This is a genomic window from Haloarcula sp. CBA1115 (genome assembly GCF_000827835.1).
Lineage (GTDB): Archaea > Halobacteriota > Halobacteria > Halobacteriales > Haloarculaceae > Haloarcula > Haloarcula hispanica.
In genome coordinates this window covers 2,878,050-2,900,550 of sequence record NZ_CP010529.1, presented here as the reverse complement: position 1 = coordinate 2,900,550, position 22,501 = coordinate 2,878,050, and the positions used below count along the sequence as shown (strand labels likewise).

The window sequence follows — 22,501 nt, the reverse complement described above, 5'->3', positions numbered from 1 at the left end:
TATGCTCGAAGCACGCAATCTGCGGAAGTCCTTCGGTGAACTGGTCGCAACTGACGACATCACGCTTGAGTTCGGGAAAGAGGACGGCGAACTCGTCTTCATCGTCGGCCCGAACGGGGCCGGGAAGACGACGTTCATCAACCTGCTGACCGGCTTTCTCTCGCCGGACGAGGGCTCCATCGTCCTCGACGGCGACGACATCACCGGCATGTCGGCAAACGGGCGCGTCGACGCCGGCATCGCCCGGAGCTTCCAGGTCGTCAAGGTGTTCGAGGAGATGACGGTCCGGGAGAACCTCCGGACGGTGGTGCTGACCGAACAGGGCAAGACCTGGAGCCTTTTCTCGATGGCCGACGGTCACGAGGAGGTCGAAAAACAGGTCGATGAACTGCTTGCGAAGTTCCGGCTCGAAGACGCGGCCGATACCATTGCCGAGGAACTGCCCCACGGCGACCGGAAGCTACTGGACGTAGCGATGTCGTTCGGTCTCGACCCGGACTACCTCCTGCTCGACGAGCCGACCTCCGGGGTGTCGACCCGCGAGAAGGAGTACGTCATCGAGACCATCGTCGAGGTCGGCCGAGCCGAGGGCGTCACGACGGTCACCATCGAGCACGACATGGACATCGTCACCGAGTACGCCGACCGCGTCGTCGCCCTCCATCAGGGGACCGTCCACGGGGTCGGTCCGCCGACGATGCTCGAAACGGACGACGAACTCCGACGGCTCCTCCTGGGGGTGGGTGACGATGAGTAGCGACGCCCTGCTGTCCGTCCGCGGTCTCAACGCCGCCGTCGAGGGGTTTCAGGTGACCGAGGACGTCGACCTCGACGTAAACGCCGGCGAGGCGGTCGGCCTCGTCGGCCGGAACGGGGCCGGCAAGACGAGTACCTTCCGGGGCATCATGGGCCTGACGCCAGTCTGGAGCGGCTCGGTCCGGTTCCGCGGCGAGGAGCTGACCGACATCCGATCGGAGCTGATTCCCAAGCGGGGCATCGGCTACCAGCCCGAGGACCGGAAGCTGTTCACCGGGATGACTGTCGACGAAAACTTCCGGCTCCCCATCTGGACCAGTGGGAAGGCCCGCGGTATCGACGACGAGGACGCGGTCATCGAGAGCGTCTACGACGTGCTGACCGAACTCGACGACCGCCGGGACGCGAAGGTCCAGAACCTCAGTGGCGGCCAGGCAAAGATGGTCGCTATTGGCCGGGCGCTAGCGCTTCAGCCCGACCTGCTCATCCTCGACGAACCGCTAGAGGGGCTAGCCCCGGTCGTCGTCGAGAGCCTCAAACGCTACATCCGGGAGATTAACGACCGCGACATCGCGGTGCTCATCGCGGAGTCCAACGTCACGCACGTCCCCGATGTCGTCGACCGCCTGTACGTCATCGAACGGGGCGACATCGTCGCCAGCGGCGACCCGGAGGAGTTGGCGGCCGACGAAGACATCCAGAAATTGATGCAGGGGAGCGGTACGGAGTAGCGGAAAACCGGAGCGCCGGATCGGTGGCCTACTCGGTCACGTCGTTCATCGCCGTCGTGACGCGGTCGAGGATTTTCCGCTGGCTGCGGCGCAGATTCTTCGAAATAGCCATCTTAGAGACATCGAACTCCTCGGCGAGCGACGACAGGGTGGCGTCCCGCGGCGTGTCGAAGTAGCCGCCCTCGACGGCTTTCTCCAGCGTGTCCCGCTCCACATCCGACAGCTCCCGGCAGCCATCGACCAGCCGCTTTGCCGAGTCGATGTTCTGCAGCAGGTCGTAGTAGTCTTCGAGGTCGACCGATTCGCGGGACCGGATGGTGTAGTCGTTGTCCCGCTCCAGTTCAGACAGGGTGCCCTCCGCGACGCGTTCGGTATCGAAGCCGACGTGCCAGATTTCCGACCCGTTCCGGATGCGGAACGGCCCGGTAATGTAGCCGCTGTGGTCGCGGATGACGCTCATCGCGTTCGTCTCGTCGATTCGTGAGCGGATGAGCGCCAGGTCGCCCTTCCGGCGGAGAAGCTGATAGGACTCCATGTGGTCGTGCGTCTCCAGTGCGTTCAGCCCGCGATCCAGTTCCTCCCGGTCCGCGCCGTTGACCATGATCCGCGTCTCCAACTCCCGCTCGACAGGGTGGAAATCCCACTGCTTGGCCAGAAACGACACTTCGTAGTCCCGTGTTGTGTCGATATACGGACAGTCGTACTGGACCATGTCCATCTCGAGCGAGATCATGGGTAATCAATCATGTTGAACTCTCTTAGTGATTGCCTATCCGCCACGTAACCCGACCGTGCCAGTCACGCCGCAAACCCTTTTGACTGCGGCAGTTAACTTTCGAGTATGTACGTCCGGGATGCGAAAAACCGAGAGGAAGTCTGGTTGCTCGACCGTATCGAGGAGATGGGGCTGGACGAGACGGCTTTCAGATCCCGGGACTACGTCGTCGCTATCGACGAGGAGAGCCACGAGAAGGCGGGGTTCGGCCGTATCCGTATTCACAAGAGCGACGAGGAGTCCGTCTGTGAACTGACGAGTATCGGCGTGCTGCCGGAGTGGCGCAACCAGGGGGTCGGCGCACACGTCATCGAGCGCCTGGTCGAGTACGCCGGCGACGAGGGGTTCGACACAGTCTACTCGCTGACGAACGCCTCGGAGTATCTCTCCCAGTTCGGCTTCGAGCGCATCGAACCGGCGCAACTCCCCGACCGGCTCCGGGACCGGCTCGCGACCAAACAGGAGAACATCCAGCCCGACGCGGTGCCGCTCCGGGTGGCCATCGACCGCTTCGAAGTACCGGGGCACCTCCGCAAACGGTTCAAGCAGGCCAGTGCCGGCGAGTCCGAGGAACCCGAGCCGGAGGAGGGACCCGAGGACTTCGGCATCGATCCCGACGAAGCGACCTACAAGTACGACACGGGCGACTGATTATCCGACGACGGACGGATTATCTGACGTCGACGACTTCGATATCGAACACGAGCGTCTTGCCGGACAGTTCGTGGTTGAAATCCACCTCGACAGCGTCGTCTCGGACCGCAGTCACGTCCCCGTGGAGGCCGTTCTCGGCCTCGACGTGGAGCCCGACCTCCGGCTCTTTTCCGACCATACCCTCGAACGTCTCGGGGTCGTACTCGCGGACGCGGTCGGCCTGGAACTCCCCGTAGGCTTTCGCCGGAGGCACCGTGACAGTGGCCTCCTCACCCGCAGTCATTCCGACGATGGCCTCGTCGATCCCTTCGATGATATCCCCTGCACCGACGGTGAAGGAAAGCGGTGCGTACTCGCTCGCCTCGACGCCCTGTGCCTCGATGAGTCCGTGCTCTCTGGCGACTTCGGGACGTGACGTATCGAAGACGCTCCCGTCCTCGAAGCGGCCGACGTACTCGATGGTGACGCCGTCTCCCGGTTCGATTGGCATACGTCCTCGATAGATACCGACGATATAAACCCACCTCGGAACAGCGCGCTGCCGTATCGTGACGGGATGCATTATAAACCGTGAAGGATTTAAGAACCCTTAAGCCTCCGCCGTCCGACAATCCGTCCATGTTTGACCCCGACGAGCTGGAAGAGATACGGGAGTCGAAGGCTCAGTGGGAGGAAGACGACGTCCAGCCCACCGTCGACCGCTTTGGCGAACGCAAGGAGACGTTCACCACGGACACCGAGGGACACGAAGTAGACCGTCTGTACACCCCTGAAGACATCTCCGATCTCGACTACGAAGAGGATCTGGGCTTCCCCGGCCAGGAACCGTACACCCGCGGCGTGTATCCGACCGGCTATCGAGGCCGACTCTGGACGATGCGCCAGTACGCCGGGATGGGAACTGCGACGGAGACCAACGAGCGGTTCAACTACCTACTCGACCAGGGCCAGACTGGGCTCTCGATGGCGTTCGACCTCCCGACGCAGATGGGTTACGACTCCGACCACGCGATGGCTGCCGGCGAAGTCGGCAAAACCGGCGTCGCCATCGACTCGCTGGACGACATGGAGACCGTGTTCGACGGCATCCCGTTGGACGAGGTGTCGACCAGCATGACCATCAACGCCCCCGCGTCGGTGCTGCTGGCGATGTACATCGCCGTCGGCGACAAGCAGGGCGTCGACCGCGAGGAACTCCGCGGGACCATCCAGAACGACGTTCTCAAGGAGTACATCGCCCGGAACACGTTCATCTACCCGCCGGAGCCGTCGATGCGGCTCATCACCGACATCTTCGAGTTCTGCGCCGCCGAGACGCCGAAGTTCAACACCATCTCCATCTCGGGGTATCACATCCGCGAGGCCGGCTCGACGGCTGCTCAGGAAATCGCGTTCACGCTGGGGGACGGCATCGAGTACGTCGAGGCAGCCATCGAGGCCGGCCTCGATGTCGACGAGTTCGCCCCGCAACTGTCGTTCTTTTTCGCCTCCTACAACAACATCTTCGAGGAGGTGGCGAAGTTCCGGGCCGCGCGTCGCCTCTGGGCGAAAATCATGGACGAGCGCTTCGACGCCCAGAACCCCAAGTCCAAGCAACTGAAGTTCCACACTCAGACCGCCGGCTCGACGCTGACCGCCCAGCAGATCGAGAACAACGTCGTACGCGTGTCCTACCAGGCACTCGCGGCGGTCCTCGGCGGGACCCAGAGCCTCCACACCAACGGCAAGGACGAGGCCATCGGCCTGCCGACCGAGCAGTCTGTCAGGACTGCGCTGCGGACCCAGCAAATACTCGCCCACGAATCCGGCGCGGCCGACACAATCGACCCGTTAGCCGGCAGCTACTACGTCGAGTCGCTGACCGACGAACTCGAAGCCGAGGCCCGCGACCTCATCGAGGAGGTCGACGACCGCGGCGGGATGCGCCGCTCCATCGAGGAGCAGTGGGTCCAGCGCCAGATCCAGGACGTGGCCTTCGAGCGCCAGCGCGAACAGGAGGCCGGCGAGCGCATCATCGTCGGCGTCAACGAGTATCAGGTCGAAGAAGAGGGCGAACAGGACATCGAGGAAGTCGACGAGGCCGTCGAACAGGCCCAGCAAGACAACGTGGCCACCGTCCGGGAGGAGCGCGACGAGGAGGCCGTCGAGGCGAAACTCGACGCGCTCCGGGGGGCCGCCGAGGGCGACGAGAACGTCATGCCCTACATCATCGACGCCGTGAAGGTGTACGCCACGACCGGCGAGGTGTGTGACGTGCTCCGGGACGTGTTCGGCGAGTACCAGCCCGGTTCGTCGATGTAAGGTCGGTCGAAACGCGGGACCGTCCTGTTTTCGAGCCATCTGTGCTCCAGAATTATAAGCTACCCCGGTGTACGGCCGTCCATGCGATTCGACCACGCCGGTATCGCAACTGACGACGCCGCTCCGCTCGTGGAACTGTTCGCCGAGGCTTTCGAAACACCGGTCGTCCACGAGGAGACGTTCGACGGCCTGCAGGTGACGTTTCTGGAGATGGGCAACGGGTACTTCGAACTGTTGGAACCGCTGCCGGACGCCGACGGCGCGATTCCCAGATATCTCGACAGCAACGGCCCGGGTATCCATCACGTCGCCCTGGAGACAGACGACATCGCTGCCGCGCTAGAGACAGTCAGTGACTGCGGCATCGACCTCATAGACGAGAAGCCGCGGCCCGGCGCGTGGGGACACGACGTGGCCTTTCTCCATCCGAAGACGACCGGCGGGGTGCTCGTGGAGTTAGTCGAACACTAATCGGCTTCTCGTCCCGGGCCCGGATTCACTCGTCGTCGAGCAACGCTGCAAACCGTTCTTCGGCACCGGGCGTGAGCCGCTCGGGCGGCTCCGCGAACCACGCCGCTCCAACGAGTTCCGACTCGTCCACATCGAGGCTTCCCTTCTTGTACTCCGCTTCGAGGTAGATGTCTAGCGTGTGTACCGATCCCTGTGCGTCGGTATCCGGATAGTACTTCGAGTGAACGACCTCTGCGACGCCGGTGACCGTACAGCGGATGCCGGTCTGTTCGTTGACGCGGCGGACGGCGGTCCCCTGTACCGATTCGTATTCGTCGCCTTTGCCGCCGCCCGGCAGCGCCCACATATCAGCGCCGCGGCCCAGCACCAGCAGAACGCGGTTGCGGGTGTCGCCGGCCGCCTGATCGGGTATCTGGTCGCTTAGCTCCGGGAACTCGGAGCCGTCCCGAGTGACGAACACGACGCTGTTTCCGGAGTAGCCGGTCCCGCGTGTCGCAGCGAACACGTTAGCGTATTCGTCGGGCGACAGCTCGAAGGCCTCCTCGGTGACCGGAACCTCGTCGTAGGCCGCTTCCAGGCTCGCAATGCGCTTGTCGACGTTCGTCTGGTTGATTTTCTCTGTGAGGTTCGCGTCGCCGGCCTCCGCGTCGGCCGGGGTGTCGTCGCCAGTCATACGAGGTGATACTGCGGGCCACCGATAAGTGCCGCGGTCCAGCCGATGAAAAAGAACTTGTATTCTGGTTGTCTGCTTCCGGACATGAAAGCGATTGTCCTCGCAGGCGGGTACGCCACCCGGCTCTGGCCTGTCACCAAGAACCGGCCCAAAATGCTGCTTCCAGTCGGTGAGACGACTGTCATCGACCGGATTCTGGGCGAACTGGAGAAGGACGATCGCATCTCGGACGTGTTCGTCAGTACGAATCAGCGCTTTGCCGACGACTTCCGGGACCACATCGCCGCGAGTAGTTTCGAGAAGCCGTCCCTGACCGTCGAGGAAACCGCCGAAGAGGACGAGAAGTTCGGCGTCGTCGGCGCGCTCGCCCAACTGGTCGACCGGGAGGGGCTCGGCGACGAGGACCTGCTGGTCATCGCTGGCGACAACCTCATCAGCTTCGACATCGCCGATTTCGTCGATTACTTCGAGCAGTACGACGACCCCACGCTGGCCGCCTACGACGTCGGCTCGCGGGAGAAGGCGAGTTCCTACGGCCTCATCGAACTGGACGGCGAGGAAGTCATGGACTTTCAAGAGAAGCCCGACGACCCCAACAGCACGCTCGTCTCGATTGCCTGCTACGCGTTCCCGGCCGATGCGATTCGCTTCAACGAGTATCTCGAAGATGGAAACAACCCCGACGAACCCGGCTGGTTCATCCAGTGGCTCGTCGACGACGGTCCGGTCCGGGCGTTCACCTTCGACGACGCCTGGTACGACATCGGGACGCCCGAAAGCTATCTGGAGGCCGTCGCGTGGGAACTCGACGGCGACAACGTCGTCGCAGAGGACGCCACCATCGAGAACACCACGCTCGGCGAGAACGTCCACGTCCTCTCGGGGGCAGAAATCGTCAACTCCAGCCTCGACGGCACCATCGTGTTCCCGGACACGACCATCCTCGATTCGGACATCCGCGAGTCGATTATCGACCGGGATACGCAGGTCGAGAGTCTGGACCTCGCCGGAGCGCTCATCGGCGCACACACACAGTTGACGAACGGCGACTGACTCCGCCTAGCCGTCTTGATTCTCCCGATTACGCCAGCCACGCGTCTTCGATCTGTAGCGTCCCGCGACTGCCGTCCCACTCCGTCTCGTACTCCAGTTCGATCCGGCGGTCCATGTGTGGCCCGTCGGTGACGAGCGTCTCGAACTCGCCGCCTTCGCCGAGAATATGGACGCCGTACTCGTCGTTGAGCGCCTCCAGTTCGTCGAGCGCGTCGGCATCGAGCGTGCGACCCAGCCAGGACTCATCGAGCCCGTAGGCGGCCACGCGGATGATCCGTATCTCGAAGCCGGCGTCGAGCATCGCGTCGGCGAGGTCGCGTGGGTTCTCTTGCCACAGCGGCGCGAACACGTTGGCTTCGAGGCGGTCGGCCATCGATTCGATGCGGGTCGTCTGGTACTCGCTCTCGACTGCGCCAGCGGTGACGCCGGTGATGCCGCCGTCCAGTTCGGCGTCGAGTTCGCGTAGCGCGGCCTCCAGCGGTTCGAGTTCGGCGTCGCCCTGGTCGCCGGAGTCGAGCACGTCGTCGGCCTCGAAGTCATCGGGCTCGATTTCCACCAGTGGGATACCGATGCTCTCGGCGGCCAGGCGGGCCAGTCGAGTCGCCGGAACGTGGTACATGTAGGAGTCGCCCTCCGGGTGGACCGTCACCAGATGTTCGACAGGGTGGCCCCGTTCCAGTGCCCGGTACAACGCCCACGAGGAGTCTTTGCCGCCGGAGAACAGCGAAACCCACGCGCCGTCTGTCATAGCCGCCGGTAGCCGGCGGCGGCGTAAATCGCTGTCTATTCCACCAGTTCGTCCTCGATATCGGTGTGGCTGACGTAGGTCGCCACCCGGACGCCGACGATGCTGATGAGGATACCTGCGAGGATGAACAGCCCGAGGCGGGTCCCCGCCTCCAGTATGAACCCCTGGACCTGAACGATGCCGAGGTTCGTCTCCGGCACCTGAAACGGCTCGAACACGCCACCGCGTTCGAGGAAGTACGCAGAAAAGCCGCGAACGACCAGCCCGACCGCGACCGCACCGAAGGGGAGGTTCACGTACGCGCTCCGGACCCCTTCCTGCTGGATGAGTTCGTCCAGCAGGCGACCGAGCGAAGCGGCCAGCGCCGCGCCGGTCAGCCACGGCACGGACGCGAAGGCAAAGCGGTTCGCAAGCAGGAAGGGGCTGATATCGCCGACCGCCGAGACGCCCAGCACGCCGGCGAAGATGCCGACGAGCGAGAGGCCGGCGGCGACGACGTAGGTCACGAGCGACACCTGTCCCGAGTACAGGGCTTCCCGGGTCTGGCTGGGAAGTCGGGAGAGGTATGCGTCGATACCCAGTCCCTTGTAGATGAGGAACACGCCGACGGCGGCCGCGATAGCGCCGACGGCGATGGTCGGGCTGGTGACGACGAGCAACAGCGGGAACGCGAGCATGATGATCCCGACGGGGACCAGCACCGTCTTGCGCAGTTCCTCGTCGGCCAGGAACTGCTTGAGCAGGTAGTACGTGGATTCGATGTCGCGGGCCTGACGAACGACGACCCGGTCGACGGCGTCGACCTGGACGCGACTCTCGATGATGGGAACCAGCCGCTCGTCGTCGGCACTGTCGACGACGACGACCGCGGAGTCCGGGTCGTGCTTGGCGACCAGGTCGTCGATCTGGCTGGCGATCTCCCGGTCCGAGCCGACACTGTCGCTCCCGCCGCCGACGACGGCAAGCACCGGCGAGGACCCCTCGGCTTCGAGTTCGTCCGCGACCGCGAGCCCTTCCAGCAAACAGTTGACCCGGCTGTCTTCCGGGTCTACGACGCCCGTCTGCGTGATGAGTGACTCGACGGCGTCGCGGCCGACGACGGGACACGCCGCTGCGGCCGGACTGTCCCTGTCGATACACACCACCAGCGTAGTCACACTACGGCGAAGGCGGTCCCCGAATAAAAAACCTCCCGAGCTATCGCCGGAAGGAGAGGCCCTCGATATCGCCGTCGGCGACGCCGGCGATACCCGCGCCGAGGGCGAAGGCGACCTGCTGTGCGCCTCCGCGGAGTTTGCCGGTCAGGCCGCGCTCGGGTTCGTACTCCTTGATTGTCACAGCCTCGCCCAGCCGTTGCTCCAGGCTCGCCTCGACGTCATCACGCGTGCCGAGCCGGTCGACGAGCCCACGTTCTTCCGCCTCGTCGCCGAGGAAGATGCGCGCTTCGGTATCTTTGAGCGTCTCAGCGTCCATCTCGCGGCCCTCGGCAACGGTGTCGATGAACTGATCGTAGTAGTCGTCGACGATACCCTGGAGGTACTCGCGCTCGTCCTCGGTCATCTCCTTCAACGGCACGCCGGCGTCCTTGTACTCGCCGGCGGTGAACTGCTCGTAGGAGAGGCCCAGGCGGTCTGCCAGTTCCTTGGCGTTGACCCGCGAGCCGACGACGCCGATCGAGCCGACGATAGAGCCCTCGCGCGCCCAGAGCTCGTCACAGCCGGCGGCGATGTCGTAGCCGCCGCTGGCACAGACGTCCGTGGCGTAGGCGATGGTCGGGCCGTCGAACTCCTCGGCGGCGATGCGGATGTCCTCGCTGGGGACGATTTCGCCGCCCGGCGTGTTCAGTTTCAGGAGCAGCGCCTCTGAGCCCCGGTCCGCGTCGGCACGGTCTATCTGTTCGACGATGTCGTCGGCCGACGCGCCCACCGGTGGACTGGTGATGCCGCCACCGCCGTCACGGCTGATCGGCCCTTCGACGGCGACCTCCGCGACGTTGTGTGCCGGGAGGAGGGAACCGGCGATGTTGCTGCCGATACGGGCGGTGGCGACGGCGACAGCGACGACCAGCAGGACGCCGAGCAACTGGGCGAGGTTGTCGGGCGTTCTGACGAACAGCACCCAGCCCAGGACCGTGCCGATACCGACCACAATTACGACCAGTAACCCACGAACGATGTCGTCTGTGCCCGCCATTACTGATACATCCCGAGCGGCTGTGCGCTCGTGCTCTCCTCCTGATTTTCCTGAAGCTGCTGTGCGAGTTGCGCCTTGGCTCGACCGATTTCCTCGGCCTGCTCGACCAGTGCCTCGGTATCGACCTCGAAGTCGGCCAGCGGGCTTATCGCCGTCTGCAGGAGCGCCCGCGCCGCTTCCGGGTCAGGAAAGCGCTGATCGGCCTCGACGATGAGCCCGATGCTCGTCAGCCCGACCCGCTGTGATTCGTGGACCAGCGCCCCGGTCGGCCCGGTGATCGCGCCGTTCTCCGAGGGCGAGTCCACGTTCGCCTCCTCCAGCATCGCCGCCCCGTCGCCGGTTGAGACGCCGTACACGTCCGGTACACCGTCTTTCTCGGCAGGACGGCCGCTGAGGTAGATCGGCGTCGCGTCGTTGGCCTCGAACCAGCTGACCATACAGCCGGCGAACTCCTTCGCGCCGGACGGGGAGATCGGTGCATCGCTCTGGAGGACGAGCAGGTCACGGCCCTCATCCGCGTACAGTCGGACCGGCGGGCGAACGTCCGGATCGTCCGTCCCGTACACGGCGATTTCTGGCAGTCCCTCGCAGTGGGCTGACGCGTAGTACTCCATATCGTAGACGTCGACGAGATGGTCGGCGGCTATCTTGCCGACGAGTCCGACGCCCGGGAGCCCCTCGACCAGTGTCGGGGAATCGAGCGAAATGTCGTCGCGGTGGACCTGTATGTGTGCCATGTCTGTGGTATCGGCCGCCGGCGGCTTGAAAGCCATGGGCCAGTGCCGTTCGAAACCCACAAACCGACCGCCAGCGAACGCCGGACAATGGAACCACTCGACCGCTACCGACCCATCATCGACGACTTCGAGGCGTTCATCGACGCATGTGAACGCCCGCTACCGTCGGCTGTCAGGGTCAACACCATCAAAGCCTCCGTCGAGAGGGTCCGAACGGCGCTTGCGGACGCGGACATCGCCTACGAACCCGTCGACTGGCACGACGGCCTGTTCGTCCTGCCCGAGGACTCCCCCGGCGCGAACTGGCCGTACTTCCACGGCTGGATTCACGGGCAGGAGGAAGTGTCCGTGATTCCGGCGACCGTACTGGACCCCCAGCCTGGCGAGCGAGTCTGGGATGCCTGTGCGGCACCGGGGAGCAAGACGACTCAGCTCGCCGCGCTGATGGAGGACACCGGCGAAGTCGTCGCAACCGACAACAACCTCGGACGGATTTCGGCGCTACGGACCAACACTGAGCGGCTGGGCGCGACCACGGTCGCTGTCACCCACGAGGACGGGCGCAACCACTCGCTCAAGCCCTTCGGCGGCGAGGGATACGACCGGGCACTCGTCGACGTCCCCTGTTCCTGTGAAGGGACCATTCGAAAGAACCCCGATACGCTGGAAGATTGGACGCTCTCGCACGTCGAAGGCATCTCCGGCGTCCAGAAAGGAATCCTCAAGCGAGCCGTCGAAGTGACCGAACCCGGCGGAACCGTCGTTTACTCCACCTGCACATTTGCCCCGGAGGAAAACGAGGCCGTACTGGACTTCGTTCTCGGCGAGACGGCCTGCGAAATTGTGGACTACGACCTCCCGCTCGACCACGCCCCCGGCATCACCGAGTGGCAGGACGAGACATTCGACCCCAGCGTCGCCGACGCCAAGCGCATCTACCCGCATCACAACGACACGGGCGGGTTCTTCTGTGCGAAACTGGAGGTACCCGCGGAATGAGCGACCAGAGCACGGAGTTCACACGGCTCCCAGAGACAGACGAAGAGCGAGAAGGCCCCGAGCGGGCGACCCGCGAGGAAGTCCTCGACTTCTGGACCGAGCGGTTCGGCGTCCCGCCGGAGACTTTCGAGGGATACACGTTCTGGGAACGCGGCGCTGGCAAACTGTGGCTGTATCAGGGGAGTCCGCCATCGCCTGTCGACATCGAGGGCCTTGGAATGACGTTCCTGCGGACGCGCCAGGAACACTGGAAGCCGACGCTGGAGGCCGTCCAGCGATTCGGCGAGCACGCCAGCCAGAACGTCATTCACCTCGACGAGGACACTGCCCGAGCGTTCGTCGCGGGCGAGGATCAGGAACTCGACTGGGACGGCGACTGGGGGTATCTCGTCGTTACCCACGACCTCGCCGGCGAGGCCGAACCGGTCGGCGTCGGCCTGTACGTGTACGGCGAACTCAGGTCCCAGGTGCCGAAGGGTCGTCGGCGAGAGGTCTGAACCGGGCGGTACAACCGGGCAGGTGAGAGCGGCTCAACCGCTGGAAGACTTCGCGGCCGGCGTTCCCTGCATCGCGTACAACTCCGCGTACGTGCCGTCGTCGTCAAGCAGTTCGGCGTGGCTGCCCCGTTCTGTGACCTGCCCGTCCTCGACGGTGTAGATTCGGTCGGCGTTAGAGACGGTCGAGAGCCGATGGGCGATTGCGATCACGGTCTGGTCCCCGTCGAGCGTCTCGACGGTTCGATGGATTTGCCGTTCCAGGTTCGAGTCGAGGTCGCTGGTGGCTTCATCGAGTACGAGTATCTCTGCGTCCGTCAGCAGCGCGCGGGCCAGTGCGACGCGCTGGCGTTGCCCGCCGGAGAGTTTCACGCCGTCGTCGCCCAGCACCGTGTCGAGCCCCTGCGGAAGGTCATCGAGAAATTCGAGGACGAGGGCCTTCTCGGCGACCTCGTACAGCGTCTCGTCGGAGATATCCCTGCCGACGGTGAGGTTGTACCGCAAGGAGTCGTTGAAGATATGCGGGTCCTGTCGGACCATCGCAACAGCGTCACGCCATTCGTCGAGGGCATAGGTCGAAATCGGCGTCCCGTTCGCCAGAACGTCACCGCTATCCGGCGCATAGAGCCGAGTGAGCAGCGAGACGACTGTCGATTTGCCACCACCGGACTCACCGACGATACCGACGAACTCGCCTCGCTCGACAGCCATCGAGAAGTCCGCGAGCACTGGCTCGTCCTCGTAGGCGAACGAGACGTTCTCGAACGCGACTTCCTCGATGCAGTCCGGGACTGGCTGCCCGCCAGTGGGCTCCTGCTGGGTTTCGAGGCGGTCGATGAACTGGTGGGTGCGAACCAGATGTGGGAGCTCTCCCTCGACGGCGTAGATGGTAGAATTGAGCGAACTCAGTCGGGGCGCGAGTCGGAGCATCGCGAACAGGAACACGCCGAGTTCCGCGATAGACAGCGCCCGAAAACTGATTGCGACGTAGACGAGCCCAAACAGGAGCAGCGAGACCGAGAGCCGATAGAAGCTACCGATTGCGACCTCGTTCCGGCGAACGGCGATGCTGGTCGAGGTGTATCGGTCGAGCGTGGCCCGGAACTCGGCAAGCAGTCCGTCGCGCATACCGAACAGCTTCACGTCACGGATACCCTGTGTCCCCGCCTGTGTTGTCTCCTGCAGCCGTTCGTTTGCCGTCGCCACACGGTCGCCGACGGCGTACCCGGGCTCGATGCCGTATCTGATGATCGCCGTGACACCGCCGAGAGCGACAGCTGCACCGACTGCCAGCACCGGAGCGATAGCGAGTGCGATCCCGATATACACTAGACAGAGGATTGCCTGCTGGAAGAACTGGATAATCCGGCCGATGACACGGCCAGCGTACCGGGTCTGTGTCAGAATCGTGTTCATGATGTCGTCGGAGCCCTTGTCGTCGTAGTAGGCGACCGACGCGCCCATCGCCAGTTCATAGGCCCTGTTCTTGAGATCGCGTTCGTACGTCTGTGTAAGCTTCGCCGCGAGCCACTTCACCGCAAACGATGCCGTGAACCGGACGACCATCACGCACGCGAGACCGAGTAACAGGGATTCGAGCGTGAGCGGCAGTCCGGCGGCGGCGTACGCGGACAGGAACTGGCCGGTGACGCCGTCCGCCTGCAGTGGGAGGCCTTGCCCGCCCTGTGCAGCGTCGAGTATGGGAAACAGGAACGAGAGGCCAACGCCCTCCAGCAGCATCACGAAGAGGCTGGCGGCGACGATACTCCCCGTCAGCGCCGGACGATACAGTGCCACACGGCGCAGCGATGCGTATTTTTCACTGACGGAGGGAGTATCAGTCATTGTTCCGGATGCGAGTGCTATGTAACATAGTTACCGACTCACTACGGTTGGGCAGTACGGGAGCGAAGGGAGCGTCTACCACCTGTCTGGGTTGTGACGGCGACGAAAAGAGGCCATAACAAATAGTGCGAGTATCCCTGGAGTCCTCATATGGTCGCGATAGATTCTGGATCGACTGTCGTCGCAACTGATAACTGTGTGACCACGACTATCGACGGCGAGATCGTGCTGCTCAACAACGAGACGGGGCGGTACCAGGGCCTGTCGGGCGTCGGCCCGGACATCTGGGACCGAATCCAGGAACCGACGGAACCAGCGGCTATCGTTTCAACGCTAGTCGAGGAGTACGATGTCGACAGAGACCGAGTGGCAACTGACGTGGAACGATTCCTGGAAACGCTTGCCGCGGAGCAACTCGTCAAGATCGATGCGAGCCCGACTCCGTGAGTTCAGGGCGTTGCCACGGGCGCAGAAGCTATTGCTCTGTGAAGCTGTGGTACTGATCGTTGCGAGCAAGGTATTGCTTGCAGTCGCTGGGCTGGAGGACGCAGAGCGATATTTCGGTATAGTCTCTCAGTACCTCCCGTGTCATCGTCAGTCCGGGTCACCAGAGTCAGTGCGGTGGGCGGTTCTGACAGCGGGATCACGTCTTCCGGGTACCTACGATTGTCTTGACCGAGCGCTCACTGGTAGCACACTGCTGGTAGCCAACAACCTGCCGCATCGTCTCCGCTTCGGCGTGGACACCCAGTCCGAGACGTTCGAGGCTCACGCTTGGATCGAGTCTAACGGGGCTGTCCTTATCGGGGATGTCGACGACTTCGGGCGCTTCCGCACACTCACGGAACGCGAAGTACGTGGCTAACGGATAGTAAACACGCTATTCTGTGTGAATTCAACGGTAATGGATACTATAACAAATACACCTACATCTGAAACCAGAGGCGGGGGTAACCCATGAAGGAATACGAAACGCCGTCGGTCGAAACGTATGGAACTGTCGAAGAAAAGACGAACTGGTGGGACCACGACGACGGATACGGGAAGTGGAGTTAAAGTCCGCAGTCGGTTCACGTATCTAACTGATCCCTCCTTTATTGATCCTCGACACTGGCACCGGTCAATGGCTACGTCGTGACGGTTTCGTGGCTGTGTGTCGGAAGTAGAGAGCGCATTCTTATCCACCACAGCAGTCAAGCGATCTGGTATGAACCAGGGGTGTCGTAGATGGGGTGTGTTTCAGCACGGACGGAATCGATGGACAACTACGCAGGGAGGGACCTAGCAGGATGGCAACAGTAAGCACAGCCACGTACGAAGCTTTTGGACTGACAGTCCGCTCGGCATTCGACATACCGGAGCTTCCGCCCGCTGAGACAGAGCCCGACGGGCGGGCCGACGTCACCATCACTGAAGAACGGCTCCCTCGCCCACTGTCGGCTGACTCCGAATCGACCTTTCACGCGGTAGACGAGCGCGAATACTACCTTCTATACGACGCCGCAACGGTCAGAATTCTCGACGGGACGTCCATCGCTGTAGACCCGGCCTCGGACGTGCCAAGCGAAGTCCTCCGCCACGTACTGGTCGGCCCGGCGTTGAACCACCTGCTGGACCAGCGGGGCTACTTCGTACTGCACGCCAGTACTGTCAGCATCGACGGGCGTGCAGTGGCGTTCGTCGGGGAGTCCGGGGTCGGAAAAACGACGACTGCGATGGCCTGTTTGCTTGACGGGCACCGTGTCCTGAGCGACGACGTGGCTGCGATAACGCTGGATAATGCGGGACCAGTCGTTCGGAGCGGCTACCCATCGATGAAACTCGACCCGGAGGCAGTTGCGGCGTTTGACCCCCCGGTCGAGCCGCCGGAACAGGTCCACAGCGGGCGCCCGCGACACTTCTACGGGCTCAGACACGACCAGCCCGCGACTCCGGTGCCGCTAGAACGCATCTATCTGCTCGAAGACGGTGAATCTATCGGGGTGGACTCAGTCAGGCCGGACGAACAGGTCATGGCGCTCGTCGATAACACGTACACGCTGGGCGCGCTGGATGCCGACGGCCAGGCCGTGGCCAATTTCAGTGCTTGCGGGGAGATCGTCGATATGACAGATATAAAACGGCTCCGCCGACCGTTCGATCTCGATATACTCCCGGAGGTCGTAGACCGGATTCAGTCTGATCTCGAGAGTAAGCCATGCTAACGGAGGCTGAACCCGAACTCCAATTGGTAGTCGACTGTGTTCGTACCGCAATCGTCACCGACGCTTCCCCCGAGCTTCCCGCGCTGGATGACACGCCAGACTGGGACCGCGTCGTTGAACTCGCTCAGTATCACGGCGTCGTGCAACTCCTCTATCAGGGGCTGGAACCGATGGCACGCGAGAGCAGTGCTGCGTTCACCGTGCCAGAGTCCGTGTTGACACGACTTAACAGCACAGTACAGGGAAAGCGGATGCGGAATCTCGCGTTCACGACCGAGCTACAGGAGATAATCGAGAGTTTTGAGACACGCGGTGTACGCGCGGTACCGTTCAAGGGACCGGTGCTTTCGGCCGCCACCTACGACGACGCAACGGTGCGGGAGTACAACGATCTGGATCTGCTCGTCCATCCTGAAGATATCACTGTCGCCGCGGATATTCTGGAAGAGCGAGGCTACGAGTGGCGCGGGGGCACGCCGCGATTGGACGACGCCGCGCTGTTGGGCGGTCCCGTGACGAAGGCAATCGTTCACGAGTACGAGATGCGAGGTCCGGAGTTCGACGTGGAACTCCGCTGGCGCGTGGGCGACGCCGAGCGACCGTTCACCACACCGTTCGGTGAACTCTGGGACCGCCGCGACACAGTCGCGGTCGGCGGCCAACCGCTTCCGGCGCTTGCACAGCCAGACCGGCTACTCGTGTTAGCGTTCCACGGAACCAAGCACCGCTGGTATCTCCTGAAGTGGCTCTGTGATTTCGTTGCGGCGCTGGAGTCGACGGAAGCCGACTGGTCACACGTCCTCGCTCGGGCGCGGGAAACTGGCGTCCAGCGGAACCTACTGCTCGGGGCCGCGCTCGCACGTACTGTCTTCGGGTATGCCCTCCCAACGCCGATACTGGATCGCCTTCGCACGGACGACCGCGTCACCGAGTTAACCGAGGCCGTCGTCGAATCGCTGGCCGCTGGGACGCCACAGGCACCCACGCAGTTCGAGGCCGCTCAGTTTCACCTGGCTGCCAGCGATTCGGCAACTGCGCTGGTGCCGCTCCTGCTGTTGCATTCGTCGCTTCACCCGACTTACTCGGAGTACCAGTTTTGCCCGCTCCCCGGTCCGCTGCATCCGCTGTACTACGTCATCTGGCCGCTCCGACTCCTCCTCGAAGTGCCACAGTGGCAGCGACAGCGGTCCGAAGAGCCACTTGACGAAGCGACCTGAACAGCCGAGTCGCTCGCTTCGTTCCGGCGACGATTCGCTGTATCTGGGGGCTGATTCTCAGCGGTATCCCACAGGCGGCTCACTCCCGTGGCTGGATTGTCCCCTCACCCAGCCCTTCCCAGGCAACGCGGTAGCCAAGGCGTGCGAGGGCGGCGCTGTCATCCTCGATACCGTAGTCTGCCAGTCTGTCGCTCGCCGCCTCGTACGCCATTCCGGGCTCGATCTCCTCGGCCAGGTCGTCTAACACGGCAGGGGAAACGAGCGTGCGCCCGACGCGCTCGTGGGCCGGATAGGCCACGTCTTCCAGCGCATCCTCGCTGACGCCGTACTCCGCGGCGAGGTCAGCGAGCGAGGTAACGTCGGCATCCGGCCGGAGTTCATCGGGTATCTCCGCGGCGCTCTCGCGCACCAGCCGCTCCTCGTAGGGTCGCAGGGCATCCCGCACGTCTTTCACGCTGACCGTCCCGGCGTACGGAATCGCTCGGTTATCCGTCGCTTCGATTTCGTCCCCGACACCGAGCGATTCGTCGACGGCGACCAGCATCTCCACGTCCGCCAGCGCGTCGAGGCGGGCGAGCTTCTTCTCGACGTACTCCGGCGTCCAGAAACCCATAATTTCGAAGAAAATCCGGAAGGGAGCGTCACTGGCGGCCCCGTCAGCCCCGTCCGAGCCCCCGCCACTGCGCCCGGTGTCCCGAACGCCGGTATCAGCGCCGGGTCGCCACTCGAAGGCGAAATCCGGGATGATGACGTGTTCCCCTGCCGCTAGAGGCTCCGGTTCCCGGATCAGGTCCCAGTCGAGGTCCAGCGCGGCGAACCGCCCGGCGAAGTCGGCTTCGACACCGCTGTCGTAGCTGACCTCAGTTACGGGCTCGACGCCGGGAACGGAGACATCCGCATCTGAAAGGGTGAGTTCCCGCTCGGTACCCCGGTCATCGATGGTCGCCGTCAATTCCCACTCGCTCGCGGCCGCGACTGTCCGAAGGAGACGAGCGAAGCGGGTGCCGTACCGGCGTGTATTCGAGAACAGCGCGTCCGGGCCCGTGACCACGACCTCCCGACCGCTTTCTGTCCGCCGGATCTCGTACATCAGCCGGAGGCGTTTGACCGCCGAGACGAGCGTGTTCGGGTCTGACGAGCGGACCCGAACCTCGGTCGCGTCGAACAGCGCCGTTTGCGCCAGCGAGAGGTTGTACTGGGTCCGCAGTTCGGCCGGCCCCCAGCGCGAGTCGACATCGGTGAGAATCTGTCGTGAGTCGCGGTCGGCGTACAGTGTGTCGGCCAGCGTCTCGGCATCCGTGCCGAAGTGGTCGGCCGCCTCGGAGAGTGCCTGCTGGCGCTCGGCCTCGGTCACGACGCCGACGTCCGCAGCGGCTTCGAACACCCGACGGCGGGCGCGGACAGGGTCGACCAGAGCTTGCGTCTCGAAGGCAGCCTCCCGTTCGACGAGTTTCGCCAGCCCGCGGACGAGTTTGAAATCGTCGGCCTCTCGCTCTACGTCCGCGAGCGCCGTCTCCAGCGTCTCACGGGATTCGCCGACGTGGCCCTGGTAGATACCGAGCACGCGGGCCGCCAGTCGCTCCACATCGGCATCGGCGAACTGCAGGTGATAGCCGCCGCCCGCCCGAGACACCCGCAGGAGGTCTTTCGTCAGCACACGCGTGTCTCCGCGACGGAACGACAAAAACACGGGGAGTCAGGGCAATCTCTCAACATACTTAGGGGCACCTCGATGCTGCGACGCCCGCTATCTGCGTCGCCTGGCGACGCGCTCTTCGGCGGTCTCCTCAGTCACGAGTTCGTACAGCAGCGCCCGCCCGCTGTCGGCTTTTGGCCGCAGAATCCGGCCGAGTCGCTGGGTGAACTCCCGCTCTGACCCGCTCCCCGAGAGGACGACGGCGACGTTGGCGTCGGGCACGTCCACACCCTCGTCGAGGACGTTCGCCGTCACGACCCGGGAGTAGGTCCCGTCGCGGAACCGCTCTAAGATCTCCCGACGCTCGCTCGCACCGGTCTCGTGTGTTATCGCTGGAATAAGGAACCGCTCGGAGAGGCGGTACACGAGGTCAGTGTGGGCGGTGAAGACGATGATGCGGTCCTCACGGTGGCGGTCCAGAATCGTCGCCAGCCGGTCGACCTTCCGCTGGGCGTTCATCATCACTTCGCGGGCGCGCTGTTTCGCCAGCAGCGCCTCCCGGGCCGCCGGGTCGTTGCCGGACCGCTTCACGAGTTCCTGATAGTCGCTGCCGGACCGGAGTTGGATGTTGGACTGCTTCAGGTAGTCGGTGAACGTCCTCTGAGACTCCTCGTAGCGGTCCCGCTCGTCCGGCGTGAGCGCGACTTCGATTCGTTTGATATCGTAGTCCGCGAGGTGCTCGCCCGCCAGGTCGTCAACGCTGACTCGCTGGACGAGCGGCCCGACGAGGTCCTCGATAACCTCGTGGGCTCCGTCCGGGCGCTCGAACGTCGCCGTCAGCCCGAGCCGTGCCGGCGCGGCGAGCAGCCGAGCGATGTCCCGGTACCCCTCCCCGCCGAGGTGGTGGACCTCGTCGAAGACCACGAGTCCGAATCGGTCCCCGAGTTCGTCGGCCCGCAGGTACGCCGAGTCGTACGTCGACACCGTGATGTCCTCGACGCGCTGTTCGCCCCCGCCCATGCGGCCGACCGGCTGGTCGAACTCCCGCTGTAGCTCGCGCTGCCACTGCTCCAGCAGGTCGATAGTCGGGACCACGACCAGCGTCGGCGTCCCCAGCGCGACCATCGCCGCGATGCCGATGACGGTTTTGCCGCTCCCCGTCGGGAGTTCCAGACAGCCTCTATCGCCGGTCGTTCGCCAAGCGTCCAGCGCTGCCTGCTGGTACGCTCTGAGGTCGTACGTCGTCGAGAGCGACAGCGACGGGAGCGAACTGACGTGGTCCTCGTATGCCAGCCCGCGCTCGTCGAGTGCGTTCACGAGTTCGGCGTACCGGTAGGCCGGCGCTCGATCTGTCTGCGAGCGCTCGTCGTACTCGACGCCGGGCAGGTCCGACGACGGGTCCCCCGTCACGCGGATGGTCCCCGACTCGTACGTCAACTCCAGCACACTCCGGGGTTCGCCGGTCCGGCCGATAACGCTTTCGTGGGCCACATCGCCGGGGGCACCACCGGGTAAAATAACAATACAGTTTACGTCCGTTCGCACCCACTATTCTTAGTATGGACGACGCACGAGCAGCAGTAATTGCCCTCTTGCTGTCGGCAGTGCTGACCCTCGCCGTGGTACCGGCAAGCGTAGCAGGAACACAGACGGCACAGGAGACACTAACCGTCGACAAAGACGGGAGTGCCGACTACCGGTCGATACAGGCCGCCGTGGACGCCGCCGATAGCGGTGACACCGTCGAGGTCCGGCCGGGCACCTACTACGAAGAAGTCCGAATCAACGAGAACATCTCCCTCGTCGCACCCGACCGGGCGATACTGGACGGCTCGCGGTTCGTCAACGGTACCGGCGTTACGGTGGCCGGCCCAGCCGAACCGACCGTCACCGGATTTACCGTGCGGAACTACCGCTTCGGTGTCATGGCCAACGGGACCAATGGCGACTGGACGGTCAGTAATACGACCGTTATCGCTGCCGACGTCGGCGTCTACGCGCCGAATTCGTCCGGGAACTGGACTATCGAGGACGCCGCCGTCGCCAGCACGACCTACAGCGGCGTGTTCGCCCGCGGGACCAGCGGCGACTGGACGATTCGCGACACTCGCTTCGTCGCTGTCGGCGGCGACGGTGCCGACGTCCGCAGGTCTTCCGGCGACTGGACGGTCGCAGCAGTCGTCGTTGACCGGTCCGGCGCGGACGGCGTCGACGCCTCCGGGACAACTGGTGACTGGTCGGTCCAGAACACGGAGGTCCGCCGGAGCGATACCGGCGTCAAAGCTATCGACAGCGGTGGAGACTGGTCGGTGACCGACCTGACGGTCCGGCGGAGCGACACCGGCCTCGTGACCGCCTTCTCGGGCGGTGCGTGGACGCTCGAAAATGCCACCCTCGAAACCCGGGATATCGGGGTATTCACCGCTCGAACGACCGGCGCGTGGGCCATCCAGAATACGACCATCGAAAGCAGACAACAGGGCATTCACGCCGTCAAGACCAACGCGTCGTGGACTGTCTCTGGGTCGACCATCTCCGTGACCGCCGAGCAGAATGCCATCGGTGTCGACGCCCGGGCCGCGAGCGATGGCTGGTCGCTCAATGACGTTACCATCGACAGTCCCGGTATCGAAGTCGCCGAATGAAGGGCCCGTGCCGACACTGGCTTCCCCGTCACGGGCTGCCACTCTCGTCACTAAAGCGAAGCCCTTAATTAAAACACCCCCCTCTCCCAGAGTGCGGGACCGTGGGGTAGCGGTATCCTCGGCGGATGGGGTCCGTCGGACCTGAGTTCGAATCTCGGCGGTCCCACTACATTTCTACCCGGATGGAAATTACGAGCAGTATAGCGCTTCGCTAACCAAATTCCTATTCGTTCCGCGACGAATAGAACACCCTCGTTTAAGTAGGGGGTGGGCAGCATGAGTTCGCACACCTCCAGTGGGGAAGAAAGCCACCTCATCTGCGAGTTCTGCGGCTTCCCCATCACCGAGGAGGGGCAGGACTGCCTCGCT

Annotated in this window: 23 protein-coding genes and 1 tRNA gene; 14 read left to right on the top strand and 10 right to left on the bottom strand. The window is 63.8% G+C overall.

The window, feature by feature from the left end; all coding sequences use genetic code 11:
• Position 1: 1 nt before the first annotated feature.
• Together SG26_RS14490 and SG26_RS14485 are read left to right on the top strand one after the other, a co-directional pair.
• The gene (locus SG26_RS14490; protein ID WP_014040172.1) at positions 2-757 is read left to right on the top strand and encodes an ABC transporter ATP-binding protein; all 756 of its coding nucleotides are present in this window, start codon (positions 2-4) and stop codon (positions 755-757) included.
• Positions 750-1,487 (top strand): ABC transporter ATP-binding protein, encoded by a 738-nt coding sequence (locus SG26_RS14485; protein WP_014040171.1) that lies wholly within the window; start codon positions 750-752, stop codon positions 1,485-1,487. The genes SG26_RS14490 and SG26_RS14485 overlap by 8 nt, the downstream gene beginning before the upstream one ends.
• Before the next feature lie 28 nt (positions 1,488-1,515).
• Here the strand turns inward: SG26_RS14485 and SG26_RS14480 are convergent, their stop codons facing one another.
• Positions 1,516-2,220, bottom strand: a complete 705-nt coding sequence (locus SG26_RS14480) for a helix-turn-helix domain-containing protein (protein ID WP_050037947.1) — start codon at positions 2,218-2,220, stop codon at positions 1,516-1,518.
• A gap of 108 nt (positions 2,221-2,328) precedes the next feature.
• Between SG26_RS14480 and SG26_RS14475 the strand changes: the two genes are divergently transcribed.
• Positions 2,329-2,913, top strand: coding sequence for a GNAT family N-acetyltransferase (locus SG26_RS14475; RefSeq protein WP_050037946.1), 585 nt, complete (start codon positions 2,329-2,331; stop codon positions 2,911-2,913).
• Between the two features lie 19 nt (positions 2,914-2,932).
• On the opposite strand, the gene SG26_RS14470 is transcribed toward SG26_RS14475, so the two are convergent.
• On the bottom strand, positions 2,933-3,406 hold the full coding sequence (locus SG26_RS14470) for a peptidylprolyl isomerase (protein ID WP_014040168.1): 474 nt from the start codon (positions 3,404-3,406) through the stop codon (positions 2,933-2,935).
• Positions 3,407-3,534: 128 nt separating this feature from the next.
• Between SG26_RS14470 and SG26_RS14465 the strand changes: the two genes are divergently transcribed.
• A complete protein-coding gene (locus SG26_RS14465) occupies positions 3,535-5,217 on the top strand; it encodes a methylmalonyl-CoA mutase (RefSeq protein WP_050037945.1) in 1,683 nt (560 codons plus the stop codon).
• Between the two features lie 81 nt (positions 5,218-5,298).
• Complete coding sequence (gene mce / locus SG26_RS14460; RefSeq protein ID WP_014040166.1) at positions 5,299-5,688, top strand: methylmalonyl-CoA epimerase; 390 nt, start codon at positions 5,299-5,301, stop codon at positions 5,686-5,688.
• 25 nt (positions 5,689-5,713) lie between these two features.
• Here mce and SG26_RS14455 read toward each other — a convergent pair whose 3' ends face one another.
• A complete protein-coding gene (locus tag SG26_RS14455) occupies positions 5,714-6,361 on the bottom strand; it encodes an NUDIX hydrolase (protein WP_050037944.1) in 648 nt (215 codons plus the stop codon).
• 84 nt (positions 6,362-6,445) lie between these two features.
• Between SG26_RS14455 and SG26_RS14450 the strand changes: the two genes are divergently transcribed.
• A complete protein-coding gene (locus SG26_RS14450; RefSeq protein WP_050037943.1) occupies positions 6,446-7,414 on the top strand; it encodes a sugar phosphate nucleotidyltransferase in 969 nt (322 codons plus the stop codon).
• A gap of 28 nt (positions 7,415-7,442) precedes the next feature.
• Here the strand turns inward: SG26_RS14450 and SG26_RS14445 are convergent, their stop codons facing one another.
• From SG26_RS14445 to SG26_RS14430, 4 genes are read right to left on the bottom strand one after another with little or no spacing between them, the layout of a single operon-like run.
• On the bottom strand, positions 7,443-8,162 hold the full coding sequence (locus tag SG26_RS14445) for a diphthine--ammonia ligase (RefSeq protein ID WP_014040163.1): 720 nt from the start codon (positions 8,160-8,162) through the stop codon (positions 7,443-7,445).
• Between the two features lie 35 nt (positions 8,163-8,197).
• Complete coding sequence (locus SG26_RS14440) at positions 8,198-9,319, bottom strand: DUF373 family protein (RefSeq protein ID WP_050037942.1); 1,122 nt, start codon at positions 9,317-9,319, stop codon at positions 8,198-8,200.
• A 40-nt stretch (positions 9,320-9,359) separates the two neighbouring features.
• Positions 9,360-10,355: a signal peptide peptidase SppA gene (gene sppA, locus SG26_RS14435; RefSeq protein ID WP_050037941.1), complete on the bottom strand. Its 996-nt coding sequence runs from the start codon at positions 10,353-10,355 to the stop codon at positions 9,360-9,362.
• Entirely contained in the window at positions 10,355-11,128 is a 774-nt protein-coding gene (locus tag SG26_RS14430; protein ID WP_079980829.1) for a proteasome assembly chaperone family protein, read from the bottom strand. The genes sppA and SG26_RS14430 overlap by 1 nt, the downstream gene beginning before the upstream one ends.
• 51 nt (positions 11,129-11,179) lie before the next feature.
• Here SG26_RS14430 and SG26_RS14425 point away from each other — a divergent pair, with 51 nt between their 5' ends.
• Entirely contained in the window at positions 11,180-12,091 is a 912-nt protein-coding gene (locus SG26_RS14425; protein ID WP_050038294.1) for an RsmB/NOP family class I SAM-dependent RNA methyltransferase, read from the top strand.
• Positions 12,088-12,588, top strand: coding sequence for a hypothetical protein (locus tag SG26_RS14420; RefSeq protein WP_050037940.1), 501 nt, complete (start codon positions 12,088-12,090; stop codon positions 12,586-12,588). Before SG26_RS14425 ends, SG26_RS14420 begins: the two co-directional genes overlap by 4 nt.
• A 33-nt stretch (positions 12,589-12,621) precedes the next feature.
• On the opposite strand, the gene SG26_RS14415 is transcribed toward SG26_RS14420, so the two are convergent.
• Positions 12,622-14,430 carry an ABC transporter ATP-binding protein gene (locus SG26_RS14415; protein ID WP_050037939.1) on the bottom strand — a complete coding sequence of 603 codons (1,809 nt, stop codon included), beginning with the start codon at positions 14,428-14,430 and terminating at the stop codon, positions 12,622-12,624.
• 150 nt (positions 14,431-14,580) lie between these two features.
• Here SG26_RS14415 and SG26_RS14410 point away from each other — a divergent pair, with 150 nt between their 5' ends.
• The 4 genes from SG26_RS14410 (at position 14,581) to SG26_RS14395 (ending at position 17,851) form a co-directional block, all read left to right on the top strand.
• Positions 14,581-14,877, top strand: a complete 297-nt coding sequence (locus SG26_RS14410) for a PqqD family peptide modification chaperone (protein ID WP_023843231.1) — start codon at positions 14,581-14,583, stop codon at positions 14,875-14,877.
• The gene (locus SG26_RS14405; RefSeq protein WP_318526335.1) at positions 14,780-15,295 is read left to right on the top strand and encodes a lasso peptide biosynthesis B2 protein; all 516 of its coding nucleotides are present in this window, start codon (positions 14,780-14,782) and stop codon (positions 15,293-15,295) included. The genes SG26_RS14410 and SG26_RS14405 overlap by 98 nt, the downstream gene beginning before the upstream one ends.
• Before the next feature lie 424 nt (positions 15,296-15,719).
• Positions 15,720-16,634: a hypothetical protein gene (locus SG26_RS14400; RefSeq protein WP_050037938.1), complete on the top strand. Its 915-nt coding sequence runs from the start codon at positions 15,720-15,722 to the stop codon at positions 16,632-16,634.
• Positions 16,628-17,851 (top strand): nucleotidyltransferase family protein, encoded by a 1,224-nt coding sequence (locus tag SG26_RS14395; protein ID WP_050037937.1) that lies wholly within the window; start codon positions 16,628-16,630, stop codon positions 17,849-17,851. Before SG26_RS14400 ends, SG26_RS14395 begins: the two co-directional genes overlap by 7 nt.
• Positions 17,852-17,930: 79 nt before the next feature.
• Here the strand turns inward: SG26_RS14395 and SG26_RS14390 are convergent, their stop codons facing one another.
• Entirely contained in the window at positions 17,931-19,508 is a 1,578-nt protein-coding gene (locus SG26_RS14390; protein ID WP_050037936.1) for a DUF790 family protein, read from the bottom strand.
• Between the two features lie 90 nt (positions 19,509-19,598).
• Complete coding sequence (locus SG26_RS14385) at positions 19,599-20,933, bottom strand: DEAD/DEAH box helicase (protein ID WP_050038293.1); 1,335 nt, start codon at positions 20,931-20,933, stop codon at positions 19,599-19,601.
• A 113-nt stretch (positions 20,934-21,046) separates the two neighbouring features.
• Here SG26_RS14385 and SG26_RS14380 point away from each other — a divergent pair, with 113 nt between their 5' ends.
• Complete coding sequence (locus tag SG26_RS14380) at positions 21,047-22,132, top strand: nitrous oxide reductase family maturation protein NosD (RefSeq protein WP_050037935.1); 1,086 nt, start codon at positions 21,047-21,049, stop codon at positions 22,130-22,132.
• Between the two features lie 95 nt (positions 22,133-22,227).
• Positions 22,228-22,298, top strand: a tRNA-Pro gene (locus SG26_RS14375).
• The last annotated feature ends 203 nt before the right edge of the window (positions 22,299-22,501 follow it).